The organism is Acinetobacter corruptisaponis, assembly GCF_030053775.1.
Taxonomy (GTDB): Bacteria; Pseudomonadota; Gammaproteobacteria; order Pseudomonadales; family Moraxellaceae; genus Acinetobacter; species Acinetobacter corruptisaponis.
The window spans coordinates 3,204,062-3,218,880 of record NZ_CP125669.1; the positions used below are offsets into that span (position 1 = coordinate 3,204,062).

The 14,819-nt window shown below is 41.4% G+C and carries 15 protein-coding genes and 4 tRNA genes; 7 read left to right on the forward strand and 12 right to left on the reverse strand.

Annotation, left to right across the window (positions count from 1 at the left end; genetic code table 11):
- Window positions 1–30: 30 nt before the first annotated feature.
- The 9 genes from QLH32_RS15225 to QLH32_RS15265 all read right to left on the reverse strand — a co-directional run bounded on the left by QLH32_RS15225 (window position 31) and on the right by QLH32_RS15265 (window position 4,328).
- Window positions 31–105: transfer RNA gene (locus QLH32_RS15225), tRNA-Gln, on the reverse strand.
- Between the two features lie 90 nt (window positions 106–195).
- A tRNA-Gln gene (locus tag QLH32_RS15230) sits at window positions 196–270 on the reverse strand.
- An 18-nt stretch (window positions 271–288) separates the two neighbouring features.
- Window positions 289–363: transfer RNA gene (locus tag QLH32_RS15235), tRNA-Gln, on the reverse strand.
- Between the two features lie 26 nt (window positions 364–389).
- A tRNA-Gln gene (locus tag QLH32_RS15240) sits at window positions 390–464 on the reverse strand.
- The gene (ispE, locus tag QLH32_RS15245; RefSeq protein WP_283269362.1) at window positions 463–1,296 is read right to left on the reverse strand and encodes a 4-(cytidine 5'-diphospho)-2-C-methyl-D-erythritol kinase; all 834 of its coding nucleotides are present in this window, start codon (window positions 1,294–1,296) and stop codon (window positions 463–465) included. Before ispE ends, QLH32_RS15240 begins: the two co-directional genes overlap by 2 nt.
- A 23-nt stretch (window positions 1,297–1,319) precedes the next feature.
- On the reverse strand, window positions 1,320–1,715 hold the full coding sequence (vapC, locus tag QLH32_RS15250) for a type II toxin-antitoxin system tRNA(fMet)-specific endonuclease VapC (protein ID WP_004761825.1): 396 nt from the start codon (window positions 1,713–1,715) through the stop codon (window positions 1,320–1,322).
- 14 nt (window positions 1,716–1,729) lie between these two features.
- Complete coding sequence (gene vapB, locus QLH32_RS15255) at window positions 1,730–1,963, reverse strand: type II toxin-antitoxin system VapB family antitoxin (RefSeq protein ID WP_283266889.1); 234 nt, start codon at window positions 1,961–1,963, stop codon at window positions 1,730–1,732.
- Window positions 1,964–2,023: 60 nt separating this feature from the next.
- Window positions 2,024–2,605, reverse strand: a complete 582-nt coding sequence (gene lolB / locus QLH32_RS15260) for a lipoprotein insertase outer membrane protein LolB (protein WP_283266891.1) — start codon at window positions 2,603–2,605, stop codon at window positions 2,024–2,026.
- Window positions 2,606–2,609: 4 nt separating this feature from the next.
- On the reverse strand, window positions 2,610–4,328 hold the full coding sequence (locus QLH32_RS15265; protein ID WP_283266892.1) for a tetratricopeptide repeat protein: 1,719 nt from the start codon (window positions 4,326–4,328) through the stop codon (window positions 2,610–2,612).
- 79 nt (window positions 4,329–4,407) lie between these two features.
- On the opposite strand from QLH32_RS15265, the gene hemA reads away from it, so the two are divergent.
- Window positions 4,408–5,691, forward strand: a complete 1,284-nt coding sequence (gene hemA / locus QLH32_RS15270; RefSeq protein ID WP_283266894.1) for a glutamyl-tRNA reductase — start codon at window positions 4,408–4,410, stop codon at window positions 5,689–5,691.
- Between the two features lie 5 nt (window positions 5,692–5,696).
- Here hemA and QLH32_RS15275 read toward each other — a convergent pair whose 3' ends face one another.
- From QLH32_RS15275 to QLH32_RS15285, 3 genes are all read right to left on the reverse strand, one after another.
- Complete coding sequence (locus QLH32_RS15275; protein WP_432442287.1) at window positions 5,697–6,302, reverse strand: Uma2 family endonuclease; 606 nt, start codon at window positions 6,300–6,302, stop codon at window positions 5,697–5,699.
- Between the two features lie 80 nt (window positions 6,303–6,382).
- Window positions 6,383–8,263: a DNA primase gene (locus tag QLH32_RS15280; protein ID WP_283266897.1), complete on the reverse strand. Its 1,881-nt coding sequence runs from the start codon at window positions 8,261–8,263 to the stop codon at window positions 6,383–6,385.
- A gap of 118 nt (window positions 8,264–8,381) precedes the next feature.
- On the reverse strand, window positions 8,382–9,434 hold the full coding sequence (locus QLH32_RS15285) for an outer membrane protein assembly factor BamD (protein WP_283266898.1): 1,053 nt from the start codon (window positions 9,432–9,434) through the stop codon (window positions 8,382–8,384).
- A 70-nt stretch (window positions 9,435–9,504) separates the two neighbouring features.
- Between QLH32_RS15285 and rluD the strand changes: the two genes are divergently transcribed.
- The 6 genes from rluD (at window position 9,505) to QLH32_RS15315 (ending at window position 14,807) form a co-directional block, all read left to right on the forward strand.
- Window positions 9,505–10,554, forward strand: coding sequence for a 23S rRNA pseudouridine(1911/1915/1917) synthase RluD (gene rluD, locus QLH32_RS15290; protein WP_283266899.1), 1,050 nt, complete (start codon window positions 9,505–9,507; stop codon window positions 10,552–10,554).
- Between the two features lie 20 nt (window positions 10,555–10,574).
- Window positions 10,575–11,315, forward strand: coding sequence for a peptidoglycan editing factor PgeF (pgeF, locus tag QLH32_RS15295; protein ID WP_283266900.1), 741 nt, complete (start codon window positions 10,575–10,577; stop codon window positions 11,313–11,315).
- A gap of 82 nt (window positions 11,316–11,397) precedes the next feature.
- Window positions 11,398–11,964, forward strand: a complete 567-nt coding sequence (locus QLH32_RS15300) for a flavodoxin family protein (protein ID WP_283266902.1) — start codon at window positions 11,398–11,400, stop codon at window positions 11,962–11,964.
- 104 nt (window positions 11,965–12,068) lie between these two features.
- A complete protein-coding gene (locus QLH32_RS15305) occupies window positions 12,069–13,292 on the forward strand; it encodes a helix-turn-helix transcriptional regulator (RefSeq protein ID WP_283266904.1) in 1,224 nt (407 codons plus the stop codon).
- Complete coding sequence (locus tag QLH32_RS15310) at window positions 13,285–13,941, forward strand: hypothetical protein (RefSeq protein WP_283266905.1); 657 nt, start codon at window positions 13,285–13,287, stop codon at window positions 13,939–13,941. The genes QLH32_RS15305 and QLH32_RS15310 overlap by 8 nt, the downstream gene beginning before the upstream one ends.
- A 98-nt stretch (window positions 13,942–14,039) precedes the next feature.
- Window positions 14,040–14,807, forward strand: a complete 768-nt coding sequence (locus QLH32_RS15315) for a PDDEXK-like family protein (protein WP_283266906.1) — start codon at window positions 14,040–14,042, stop codon at window positions 14,805–14,807.
- Window positions 14,808–14,819 lie beyond the last annotated feature (12 nt).

Below are 14,819 nucleotides of genomic sequence, written 5' to 3' on the forward strand. Positions count from 1 at the left end.
AACGGGTAGTTTAAAGAATAATCTATTATATGGCAGGGGCGGCTGGATTCGAACCAACGGATGGCGGGATCAAAACCCGCTGCCTTACCACTTGGCGACGCCCCTAATGCGGCAGAACTTTAATGGTTTTATATGATTTTGTCAATATGATTGATCAAATACCGATATAAAACAAGCCTGACGAACAAAGAGAAATGGCAGGGGCGGCTGGATTCGAACCAACGGATGGCGGGATCAAAACCCGCTGCCTTACCACTTGGCGACGCCCCTAAATTTGATGATCTGTAATGGCAGGGGCGGCTGGATTCGAACCAACGGATGGCGGGATCAAAACCCGCTGCCTTACCACTTGGCGACGCCCCTATTACAAACATCCTACAGGTGAAAATTGGCAGGGGCGGCTGGATTCGAACCAACGGATGGCGGGATCAAAACCCGCTGCCTTACCACTTGGCGACGCCCCTAATCGGTAACCTTGAAATGCCGTAATGGCGATTCTGCCAAACCATTCACCAAGTATGCTTTACAAGGCGCGTTTTGCAAAATTTGCTTTACATTCATTTCCTGGATTACTTCAGTAAAAACACAGGCACCTGTACCTGTAAGCTTTGCCTGACCAAACTGATCCAGATATTGCATTGCTTCCTCAACTTCAGGGTATAACTGTCGAGCCAGAGGTTCAAAGTTATTTCCGAAAAGAGAAGGTTCTAACTGATAGGCGCAAAATGTAGTGGGCTTAGTATCTCTTGTCAATGTTTTTTGTGAAAAAAGCAGTTGAGTGCTGATAAAACAGTCAGGTTTTAAAACAATGAATTGTTTTTGAGCTAAGTCTATGAATGATAAATGTTCACCCACTCCTTCAGCCCATGCATTTTGCCCAAAAATAAAAATCGGAACATCAGCGCCAAGCTGTACGCCATAGGCTGCAAGTTGCTCATCATTTAGTCCACACTGCCATAACTGGTTCAGTACAATCAATGTGGTTGCGGCATTGGATGAGCCGCCACCCAGACCTGCACCCATCGGAATATTTTTTTCCACTGAAATCTTTAATCCACAGGGTGTCTTGGCATGTGGGCGCAGGTATTGCGCAGCCCGATAAATCAGGTTTTGTTCCAGTTTTACTTCTGCTAATCCCTCAATCTGAATCTGATCTTCCTCAATGACCTCAAAACTGATCCAGTCATAAAGATCAATCAGTTGGAAAATACTCTGTAACTCATGGTAGCCATTGTCACGGCGACCCACGATATGCAGGAATAAATTAAGCTTGGCAGGGGATGGGACGCGTAAAATGGTCATATTTGCTTCCGTAATATTTAAGACTGCACCCACCAATTCTCTAGACGTAATCCAGCCACACGTTCAAACTCACGTATGTTATTAGTGACACAAATGAATCCCTGACTACGGGCATGCCCTGCAATCATGGCATCATAACTGCCAATAGTTTTGCCTGTTTTTGATAGTTCAGCCCGAATTTGTGCGGTATGTGCTGCGGCATAATTGTCATAATCAAGGACGATCAGATTTGCCACAAATTTTTCAATTTCAGTCAGATTAGTTTGGGGATTGGATGATTTTTCTGCACCGTAATACAACTCCATTAAGGTGATCGAGCTGATACAAAGATAATCCTGATACTTGGAAAACTGTTGGATGACTTCAATCGGCTTTTTCTTAATCGCATAGATGCAGATGTTGGTATCCAGCATGTATTTAAGCATGATTAGAAACTTTCTCGTTCTTGCGCAATCGGTTGGTCACGTTCCTGAAAACAATCTTCGGTCAGTTGTGATGGCGTATTCATCCATAATTCCCATCGTTTTCCAATAGGGGTTAAAATCCGTGTATCCCCAATACTAATCACTTCCACCTGTTTGATATGTTCAGGAAAAGCAACTGCTTTGGGCAAACGTACCGCTTGGTTGCGATTATTTTTAAAGATCGTTGCTTTTTCCATCGTGATACACCTATTTGGAAGTATATGTTTTTAGTATATCCCAAAATGTTGAATGAAACACTATCTGTTCTGAATAACCATTGTAATACGGTTTTCTTTATCTTCTGCAAGTGCCTGCTTCAATAAAAGCTTGTTGGGCAAGGTCTGCGTATCGTTATAACTAAAATCAACTGTCCAGCCATCTTCAGTCAGTTGCTTTAAACGGTTGTTCTCATCTTTAATGATCTGCGCATTTGCTGTGGCTGGCTTGGCCTGAACCCAATAAGCCAGATGCATAATTGGTGCTTGCCAGCCTGTGGCTTTTTCCAGCAATTCTTCAGGTGATACCGCGGTAATTAAACCTGTCTTTGCGCTATTCAATGTCACTTCGCCAGGCTTACCCTGAATCTGGGTTTTACCCACTCCCAAAATGCCTGTGAGTTCAATATCGAACTGATCCTGTTGCTGTAGCCATGTAAAGAATGCACTACCTGACTGCTGTGGGGTACGCACTCCAATTTTACCCTGTAAGCTAAAATTGTTTTCATCCTGTAGCTGTGGTGAGGCAATCACTTTATTCGGTTGACTTAAATGTTGACATCCAGTGAGAAACAACACACTACTGCTACACATGGCCAGACATATTTTTGCAAACAAACGCATTGGGTTAACTCTTTTTTACGGTTACAGGTAAGATTAAGCCATCAAGTTGTTGTAATTGTGGGGCATTTGCATGTTTTTGTTTCAGTTGCTGTAACACATCGCTAAATTGGGCGAGTGAACCCTGCATATACAGCGCCTTGGCATAGCGAATCCCAATATTCACATTCTGGCTGATGCTATAGGCCTGTTGCAGCGCCTGAACTGCAGTATCAAAATCATTTTGTAAAAAGGCAATATAGCCAAGTGTATCCAGAATGGAGGCCTGTTCTGGTGCGTATTCCAGTGCCAGTTCAGCATATTTGCGCGCTTCCTTTAAGCGGCGATTCTGCAATGCCAAAGTATAGGCATAGGCATTTAAATAGGTTGGACTATTTGGTTCGATTGCCAATAGCTGTTTGAGTGTCTTATCCAGCTTATCCCGATCTGTATATGGGTCGAGCAATAACACCTCAGCATAGATCAGCTCTGGGTCATCTGGAATGTTCTTGATCGCCTCATCCAGCAGGGTCAGAGCAGCCTTTTTATTGTCCATTTTCTTTAAAATGTCGGCCTGGGCCTGATAAAGAAAACTGGCGTGCTGAGGGTAGTTGACCCGTTCCTGAGTCAGGAAACGCAATGCATCATTCAGTTGTTCCTGTTTCTCAAAAATCGCAATCATGTTTCGGCGGGACACGATATACAGGCTGCCATCAACAAGGCGATAATAGGCCTTTGCTGTTTCATAATGCTGTTTGCGCTGTGCATTAATCGCCAGATAATAATAGGCTTCATTCTGGTATTTTGCCGAAGAACGTAAATCAACCAGATATTGTTCCGCTTTCTCATATTGCTTGAGGTCAATACTGGTTAAGCCCGCAATAAACAGAGCCTCCTCAGCCTGAGGATGGTCTTTAATAATATTTTCAAGCTTGTCTAAAGCTTCCTGTTGCTGATTGATTTGGATGTAGTAACGTGCTTCCGCCAAGCGGACATCAAGGTTATTCTTATTTTTACGGCTGGCCTGGGCAAACCATTTTTGTGTGGCGGCATCATCACGTAAAGCCATGAGTAAGTTGGCTTTCATCAGGATAAAGCTGGTGGATTTTGAACGTTTGCGTAAGGCACGGTTAATATTGCCCAGTGCCTGCTCATATAAGCCATCCTGTGCCTCTAATCCCGCGATTAACGCTAAAATAGAGGGGTTGTCCTTTTCCTTGCTTGCGCGTAAGGCATTGAGCAGGACTTCGCGATCTTGCGCCTGTTCAGGTGCAATACCTGCGAGAATTTGTTCCAAATCGGCGGTTGGGTCAATATTTAAAATCTTGTCCAGTGTCTTGGCCGCAAGTTCATATTCATGTGTTTTCAGGGCAATATGCGATAAATAGAACAAAGCAGGCACATCTTTAGGTTCCTGCTCAACCCAGTGGGTGGCAATGTCCAGGGCTGCCTGTAGATCGTTGTATTCCAGAGCAACATCTAAGGCACGTTGCTTAATGATGGTGGAATTGCTGCGAATGGCAAGTACGGTATAGTTGTGCAGGGCTGTTGTAATATCGTCATAGGCAAGGGAAAATTCGGCGACCATGCTCTGTTGTAGGGCATGTTCGAAGCTCTGGTCAGCATACATATCGTGTATTGCTTGTGCGGAGACATAAGCGCTCATACTACCTAACAACAAGATTGTGGTAGAATACCGTCTAATCGTCTTGCCGTTAAAATAGGTACGGCGATGTAGCTGACGCAATTTTTATTGATCCAAAGTAATGCTTTTTATGACACCGATGTTGCACAATAACATAAATTTAGCGAAATGATGATCTGATATGTCTTTCTTTGCATTGGGTGTCAACCATCAGACAGCTTCTGTTGAGCTTCGTGAACAAATTGCTTTCAATGCAGAGCGATTAGCCCAGCTATTGCTTAAACAACGCCAGCATTCTTCGCTAAAAGACATGGTGGTGGTCTCCACATGCAACCGAACCGAAGTCTATGCCATGACGGAGGATGCGGATAGCGTCCTGAATTGGCTGGCCCAGGTGAATAATATTGATGTAAAACAGTTAATTCATCATGTTTATCGTTACGAGAATGCTCAGGCGGTTACACATCTCATGCGTGTTGCCAGTGGTCTGGATTCACTGATGTTGGGTGAACCACAGATTTTGGGGCAGGTTAAAAGTGCGTTGGCATTGTCCAAAGATGCGGAAACGGTATCGCCTGAGCTGAATAGTGTTTTTGAATATGCCTTTTATGCGGCAAAGCGGGTTCGCTCGGAAACTTCTGTAGGTAGTCATGCAGTTTCCATGGGCTATGCCGTGGCCCAGTTGGCCTCACAAGTGTTTAGTCATCCAGAAAAGCTCACCGTTATGGTGGTTGCGGCAGGGGAAATGAATAGTCTGGTTGCCAAGCATTTAGCTGAAATGGGGGTGGCCAAGATTATCATTTGTAACCGTAGTCGTGAACGCGCTGATTTGCTCGCGCAGGATATTGCACATCAGGTAGACGTTGAAATTATATCTTTTACAGAACTTGTACAGAATTTGCATCGAGCCGATGTGGTTTCAAGTTGTACAGGCAGTTTGCATCAGGTGATTGGTTATTCAGATGTTAAGGTGGCGTTAAAAAAACGCCGTTATCAACAGATGCTCATGGTTGATTTGGCCGTTCCGCGTGATATTGATCCAAAGGTTGAATCACTAGACAACGTTTATTTATATGGCGTTGATGATCTGCAAAGCGTGATTGATGAGAATCTGGCACAACGCCGTCAAGCGGCGGTAGAAGCTGAGGTTATGGTCAATCAGTTGGCAACCCAATTGATGACCCAGCAAAAGGTCAAGGAAGCGAGTGGCACCATTCAAGCCTATCGCCAGCACAGTGAGGAAGTCAGCCAAAAAGAATTGGTGCATGCCTTGGAGTCGTTACAGCATGGGCATGAAGCAGAGCAGGTATTACAGGAATTTGCGCATCGCTTAACACAAAAGCTCATGCATCCAACCTCTATCTTATTAAGAGAGGCTGCCAAGGCTGAAAATCCTGATTATTTTGAGTGGTTACAGCAGCATCTACAGGATGTTTTTGAACATGAGCGTAAGCCGAGACAATAAATATTCTATTCTTGTTCAGTGGTTGTTTGTTTAGCTTGTTTTTCTAGCCATTCCAATACATCAGTATTTTTAACCCGATCATAAATATCTGCCACCTTGATGGTTAAATCAATTGAATCCAGTTTAATGATATCACCAAGGAAATAGTGCTCAGCTTTCCAATTGGTACGGCGACGCAGTACTTCAACTTCAGCAGTATCTTGTTCAACCAGTAGATATTCCTGTAGGCTTGGAATTTGGATATAGGTGTTAAATTTAACTGTTTTATCAATTTGTTTGGTGGATTTGGATAATACTTCTACGATGATTGTCGGGCTATCAGTAAAATATTGATCATCCGCAAGATCAGTACAATCAACCAAGACATCGGGATAGAAATATTTACTACCGATTTTGGCTTTCATATCCGCAGAGTAAGGTTGGCAGGGCTTACCTTTTAGGTGATTTCTAAATTCACCATATATGTTGCCTGCAATACGGTTATGTGCTGCACTTGCCCCTGACATGGCATAGATCATACCATCGATATATTCATGTTTAATGTCGCTATGAAGTTCACCCTCTAAATATTCCTGTTCAGAAATAAGAGGTTGATGAGCTCGGTTAGACATCATACACCTGTATTGATAGGGCTGGTTTGCATTCAGTGTAACAGAGATTTGATAAAAGGAAACGATCATTACGCAATGGATTAAGACAACAACCTCAAACTAATCTGTTTGGTCAATTCATTCAGTTGTTGACGTAAATTACGCGATTCAATTAAAGAAATTGGCGATTTTAGTTTTAAGCGCAAATACTTCTCTTGTAGCCCCAGCGCATATTCTTTCGCAAGTTTATCTGCAATTTCAGGTGCCTGTGTAAGTGTCTGAATATTGGTACGCTGCATAATATCCGCAATTTCATGACTATAGCTACTACAAGCACCAAGCACGTAATAAGTTGCCAATTCCTGATCATCAGGTAAATCATCAAACACAATATTTAATGAAGCTAAGATCTTGGCTAATAGTTCAGTTTGGTCGATGACTGCTCGTAATTCTTCAAAATGAATATATAAAAATGGGTGGTGCATCAAGATCGCAATTGCAAAATCCTCATCCTTGGTGTGAATGTTAAAAGACAGGGATGCATCATGGCTGATTTGAGGCGTAAAGCGTTTACCCAAGCCAAGTTTTTCACGGAAAGACTGGGTCAGCAAATAACGAAATGAGCCATGTTTAGGTAATAGTTCGGTTAGTTCACGCAGTTCACCCATGACCAGACTTTTACCCTCGGGAGAACTAACATCATGTTGTCCTGTTAAATGCGCAAACACAAAGTCTGACAATAAAGGAGCCTGTTGCAGTAGCTTTTGAAAGTTTTCTAAACCCTCTCGACGGATGAGTGAGTCTGGGTCATGTTCATTTGGCAATACAAAGAATTTTAACTCACGGCCATCGTTAAGCAGGGGCAGGGCAATTTCCAAAGTACGGCGTGCCGCTTTTTGCCCTGCGGCATCACCATCAAATGCAATGGTGATTCGTGAGTTTTGTTTAAACAGGGTGGTTAAATGATCTGCATTACTGGCTGTTCCCAGGGTTGCCACTGCACCAGAGATGCCATATTGCTGTAGCGCAATGACATCCATATAACCTTCCACCATCAGCCAGTCATTGGCTTTGAGTTTTCGCCCTTCATATAAACCATAAAGGAGCTGGTTTTTATGGAACACTTCCGAGTCAGGTGAGTTGATATATTTGGGCTTGATTTCATCGTTTAAGGCGCGACCACCAAAACCCACCACACGACCTTTATGGTCACGGATTGGGAAAATCACGCGGTCACGCAGTAAATCAAAATCCCGACCACTGTCACTTGAACGAATCAAGCCAAGTTGTTTTAGCCCCTCAATATCTTGGGGAAAAGCTTTTTCCAGATGCTGCCAATCTTCTGGTGCATAACCCAAGCGCCAAAACTGAATGGTTTGGGCAGATAATCCCCGTTGCCTGAAATAATTCTGTGCTTTCTGGCTGTTGGGAAGTTGGCGTTCGTAAAATAGTGCAATATTTTCCAAAAGATCATAGAGATTGCCTTCCTGTACCTGTTCATCCATCGTAAATGATGGGTCAAACTGTGCAAAAGGGTCATCCATATAACGATCCATATCAACAAAATGATCGTCGATCGATTCAGGGATGGCTGGTGAGGTTGGACTATTATTCTGTGCTGGTGCAGGTTGTGGTGCAGCAACCTGTTGCGGACTACGTTTATAGGACAATTTTTTATTGTCCTGATTATCTTTGGGGAGGTCGATGCCTGTCTTGTTGGACAGTTCTTTCATCACATCAACAAAGTTACGTCCATCAATATCCATCAGGAAACGAATGGCATTGCCATTGGCCTGACAGCCGAAGCAATGATAATACTGCTTGTCTCGGTAGACATGGAAAGAAGGTGATTTTTCCTGATGGAAAGGACAGCAGCCTGAATAAGTACGCCCAGTCTTTTTTAACTTCACACGTTGACCAATCAAATCGACAATGTCGGTTCGATCCAGAATTTGATCAATCGTATGCTGTGGAATTGCCATAAGGTTTAACCATTTAAAACTGGGAGTGGGACATCTTTATCTGTCAGAATCATTGTTGCATAAAATGAAAAACAGGCAAGAGTTGGCTTGCCTGTTTTGTGCATCAGATGACTGCAAATTAATTTGCGGCATCTTCCTCGCTTGGATTGTTGTCAATAACAGCAGGGGCAGGATTGCTTGCAGGTGCAGGGACTGCCGATTCAACGGGTACTGATGTTTCAGGCTTATCCAGTAAACCAAAACTCAAACGGTTGGTGAGACTGCGTTTTTCAGTCTCAGTATTGGCATCTATATTTTTGCTATCCACATTTTTGGATTGACGACCTAATAAGCCCAAAGTTGCACGGTTGACCCAGCTGCCATCTTTACGTGCCGCACGTAAATTGACCTCACCATTTGATTTTACAAGGTTTGGATAGTTGAGCTTAAGGATGTCAACATATTGTTGGGAGGTCGCTGTATCACCAAGCTTTTGGTAACTATAGGCTAGGGTTGCCAAAGCTTCAGGTGTCTGTGGAGTTTGTGGATAATGCTCAACCACCCACTGTGCACGCTCAGCAGCAGCCAGCCAGGCTTTGCGCTGAATGTTGAAACGCGCCGCGTTCATCTCACTCTCAGCCAGTTCCTGACCAATATATTTCATGCGTTGCGCCGCATCGACAGAATATTGGCTACTTGGGAAACGGCGGATCAAATCCACAAAGTTTTGATAGGCAACTTTGATGTAGCTGACATCACGGTGTGACTGTTGTAGTGAGGTATAACGAATCAGGCTATCGTAGTTCATTTCCATGTTGGCGACACCACGAACATAATAGGCATAATCAACATTTGGATGTTGCGGATTTAAACGAATGAAACGTTCCGCCAGTGCAATCGTGCCCTCATAATCTTTTTGTTTGAATTTGGCATAAAGAAGTTCAAGCTGTGCCTGCTGTGTATATTGTCCAGTTGGATAATAGGTATCCAGGGCTTCAAGCGACTTTACCGCATCGGTATATTGATTGCGCTCAAGTGACTTTTGTGCTTTTTCAAAATAAACCTGTTCACTGGATTGTGGTCCTTTATCAACCACATCCTTCTTGCTTGGATTGCTGCTACAGCCCACAAATGCAGACGCTACGCCTAAAGATAGTGCCAGTATCGTAATTTTATAATGGGGTAGCGACATAAAAATTCCTCTGTTTTTGGGACAATAAGCTACAATGGTGCTATTAAACCATTTTTGTACCGATCATCAAATGACTTCAGCACAATCTTCCAATTCAAACTTCTCTGAAACAGATTTCTTACTCGAAGATTCTGTCGATGCAGATAATCATAATTCTGATTCAACTGCAACACGTTTATCGTTGCAAATTCAACTTGATGAAACGTATTTAGGCCAACGTATTGATCAGGTTGCAGCGATGGTCTGGAGCGAGTTTTCCCGTGAAAAACTCAAGCAATGGATGAAAGATGGTCATCTGTTGGTAAATGGTAACATCGTAAAGCCGAAGTACCGTTGTGAGGGCAATGAACTGCTTACCCTTGACGTTGAGCTTGAGACACAAACCTCAAGTCAGCCTGAAAATATTCCACTCAATATTGTCTACGAAGATGACGATATTATCGTAATTAACAAAGAAGTAGGTATGGTGGTTCATCCAGGTGCAGGCAACCCAACAGGCACTTTAGTCAATGCCTTGCTGTACCATGCACCGAAACTGGCGGAACTGTCCCGCGCTGGCTTGGTGCATCGTATTGATAAAGATACAAGTGGTTTGCTTGTGGTTGCCAAAAACCTTGAAGCCCAGTTTTCATTGAGTAAACAACTGGCAAAGAAAACCGTTTACCGTGTTTATGATCTGGTGGCATATGGCAATATTATTGCGGGTGGCACCATTGATGAACCAATCAAGCGTCATCCTGTAGACCGTGTCAAAATGGCGATCTTGCCAGGTGGGCGTGATGCTGTAACACATTATAATGTCAAAGAACGCTTCCGTGACTTCACCCGTATTCAGGCACAACTGGAAACAGGGCGTACCCATCAGATTCGTGTGCACTTTAGTTACCTCGGACATGGCTTAGTCGGTGATCCTGTGTATGTCAATCGTGTGCGTTTTCCAGCGGGGGCATCGGAAGCGTTGATAGACATGCTGCGTAGCTTTAAACGTCAGGCATTGCACGCAGCCAAACTTGGTCTGGTCCACCCACGTACAGGTGAGGAGATGATGTTTGAAGCACCGTGGCCAGAGGACTTTAGCCAATTGGTGGAAGTGCTTCGCCGTGAAAATGAAGCGTATTAAGCAATTTTTAGGGAATAAACATGGAATTTGTACAGGGTTTGCCTAAAGGTGTGTATGTAGGGCAAACACGTATTGAACATCCTCAAACCATTGCAACGTCGAACGAAAAACTCTCTGGTTTTAATCTGGCTCTGCATGTCAATGATGATGCTCAACGGGTTCAGCAGCACCGTATGATCTTGCTAAATGAATTATCTGCATATGGTGTTGATAAAATCACCTGGATGACGCAAACCCACAGCACCATTTGCCATACCATCAATGAACAAATTCCATTTATTCCCCTTGAGGGCGATGGTTTAGTTACGCAACGCGTAGGTCATGCCTTGATGATGATGACTGCAGATTGTCTTCCTGTGGTCTTGGGCAATGCGGAGGGAACCGAAGTTGCCAATCTTCATGCGGGTTGGCGTGGTTTGGCGAGTGGCATTATTGAAAATACGATTGCTGAAATGAAGTCTCAACCCACTTGGGCATGGCTGGGTGCAGCTATTAGCCAGCCTTGTTTTGAAGTGGGGGCGGAAGTAAAAGCGGCTTTCTGCGAAAAATATACTGAACTGGAAAGCGCTTTTATTACTGGTCAGGTTGAGGGTAAATATCAGGCAGATCTCTATGCCATTGCACGCTTTATTTTAAATCGTTTAGGTGTAGAAACCGTGCTTGGTGGTGATCAGTGTTCTTATTTACAGTCACAAGATTATTTTTCCTATCGCCGTAATGCAAAAACTGGACGGATGGCAACATTTGTATTTATGCAATAAATTGCATCCTTGCATGGTCGATTCGCCTTGTTTGGTTTAAAAATGTTAAACTTGATCTAATTCATTGGTTTTTAAATTTTCCATGTCTGTTATTGAGCAAATTACTTCCCAAGTTAAAGTTTGTGTGATTTACCATAGTCCTTATGGACATACAGCCAAAGTTGCACAATACATTGCTCAGGGTGTCGAGCAGGCGGGTGCGGAAGTGCATCTGCTTTCTGTGGCTGCGCCGCAGTGGGATTTATTAGACCAGGCCGATGTGATCGTGATGGGTTGTCCAACCTATATGGGAAGCTTAACTTCTGCTTTGAAACAGTTTATGGAGGACTCCTCCAAACGTTGGCTGGCACGAACATGGCAGGGCAAGCTTGCGGCTGGTTTTACCAACGGTGGTGGACTGAGTGGCGATAAGCTGGCAGTGCTCCAGCAAATTAATTTATTTGCGATGCAGCATGGCATGCTATGGGCAGGTTTACCGTTTATGCCAACGGGACGCAGTCCATTGGATATTAACCGTATGTCGAGTTTCTTGGGGCTAATGACGCAATCTGATAATGCCAGTGTGGAAATTACACCGCCAGAAGGTGATTTGGAAACTGCACGCAAGTTTGGAAAATATCTGGCAGAACTAAAAGTTAAAAGTAATTAAAATCAATAGAATATAAGAAGAATAAAAATTTTCTATCAGACAGCCAATGTCTGGCAAGGCTGCTATGATGGCTTTAACAACAATAGTTAAAGTCGAAATAAGCCATGAAAATGACAAAACCAAAAGGTTTTCTAAAGAATCGTCGTCAGTATCATCAAAATATTGAAATCAATAAATTGAATAGAGTATTGAATTTATATTATCAGTTACCACGTCTACCTAAACAACCTTGTCCAATGGATCAATTACAGCTAAAAGTACGGTCTTGGTATAACGATGAAATTGATGATCAATCCATGCGTAAATCCATTAAACGGGATTTGGATAAGCTCAAAAGTATTTTAGTGACAGGGACAGTAAATTGTATCCCTAAAAAGGGCAATCAACCGAGTGAATATTATCTAAGCGAAGATGCTGCAATCGAAGAAATGGATGCTGAATTGGCTTTAGTGCTTGTTATGGCAAATAGTTATTTACATCAATACTTACCTGAAACAGTTTATAATAATGTCAAAGGTCATTTTGAATCTGCTGCTAAACAACTAGAAAAAAATACCCAATTACAAGATTGGCAAGAAAGGATTCGTTTTGTACCCGCAGGTTACCATAATGCGAATGTTGATGGTTTTCATATGGAAAAAGTTAAAAATATTTATACTGCCTTATTAAATAATGAACAATGGATAGAATGTTTATATCGAAAAGAAGGCGAATTTGAGCAAACGGAATATATGCTTAAACCACATGGTATTATCCAATATGGAAATAAGCAATATCTTATGGCAAGTAAGATTATTGATCAATATAGTGAGTTACGTACATTTAATATGCAGCGTTTTGATAATGTAAAATTTGCTAAACAGCATATTAGTGTAGACGTTGATTCATTTGATTTAGATGATTTGGTTGAAGAAAAAGAATATGAAAATGCCCATTTTGAGAGGGAAGAGCTTTCAATCAAGCTGCGTTGTGAAAATTATTTGAGAGATGAGTTGGAATCTTATCCAATTGATGAATATCAGGATATTATTGGTAAGGATGAAGATTATTTTATCCTTGAAGCAAACTGTATGATTACACAGAGTGTTTTAAATTGGCTGATTGAAAAATCACATTCCATACAAGTGATTGAACCACAAGAGTTGTTTGAAAAAGTTAAAGTACATGTCTTGGCTGCACGGAATTATTATGACGTGGACTATGATGATTTAGCAGAATATCGAGTTGATCAAAAAGAAGAAAGTGATCTTGATTCATTTTTTGATGATGAATCGGATGCTGAAATTGAGGATATAGATCAGGATTCAGTTGAGCTAGATCATGAGTGAAGATATTTCTATCTATGCTGATGCTGACAAAATGATCTGTTTAGAACATACCAGATTGTATTATAGAAATTTGCGTATTACCGCTTCATTGATTGATGTATTACCAACTCAGTCTAAAGATACAGTCACAATTATTGTGACGGAAAATTGGGATATTTTAGCAGAAATTAATGCGGATCATTTTAACTTTTTGATCATTGTTGTGCCAGAAAATGTTGTAATGCCTTTAAATACTAATTTATATAATGCAATTATTTATCGGTATAAACAAAATGAATCCTATCAGGTTGCGATAGAAGAAATACTGGTAAGTTTGGCTTCTTTTATATTTGATCGAGATTATAGTTTAGATTTTTTGGAACTAAAAAAAGCTTTATCTTTTAAGCAAGGGGGATATTTAAATATTGAATATAGTTCTATAAAAATGGAAGTTCTGGATGAAATAGAATTTGATCGTTTTCAATATAATACTTCATTTATTATTCACATGAATTTAAAGTCTTTAAAGTTTGAGAAAATGACTGAGGTAATGAGTATTGTTGGGGAAAAGTTAGTTGATGAACATTGGGGTGATATCTTATTTGGAGTAAAAGACTGTGGGGGTATTTTTCCAGAAGAAGTTTTTATTTTATATACCGTTGCAGATTAGATAAGGAGAATGATATAAGTTTAAACAATTAAAAGTATTATGTTTTTGAATGACTAAAGTAGAAATGTCTTAATAAAAAGTGATGGGGAGGTAAAAATATGGAGTTGGCTATACCAGAATTTTCTAATCAATTAGCAAACTTCTTTAATAATTGGAAAAGGATAGAACAGCAGCAACAGGATGTTGTTCAAGAACAACTTTCTTTTGAGGAAAATCTTGGACAGTTTTTTAAAGACTGGCGTAAGGTATTTATCAATGATAGGCAACTCGCTCGTTTTTTTGCCCAATATCAGTCAGATGAAGTACAAGCTCCAATTCTTGCAGCACAACAGCAAGGATTGGCAGTGAATGTCTGGCAAACCGCAGGTCTAAAAAATGATGAAGTACGTCATAGTAAGGTACTGAAATGGTTTTTAGATTGTCGGGGCGATCATGGACAAGGCAATGCGATTTTATTGCACCTGTTAAAAGAACTGCCTTTGTTGGAAAAATATCAGCCTAAACGTTATTTTACCACAGAGGAATGTTGTCCTTTAGGCAATCAGGAAAGTCGGGTCGATATTGAAATTGATGCAGATGAATTTTTACTTTTTATCGAGATCAAAATTAATGCAATGGAGGGGAGAGATCAATTACAACGTTATATTGATATTGCCCAAGCCAAAGCTAAAAATCGGGATTGGCTGATTGTATATTTAACTAGAGATGGGAAGTTACCTGAAAAGTATAATGCTCATAAAAATCTAAAGGGCATGTCTTGGATGGGGATTTCTAAAATCCTGTCTGTATATACAAAAAAGAGTGATATAAATAATCGTAGTGCATGGTTAGTAAAACAATTTTCTGATCATATTAAAACATTTTAAATAAATTAAATT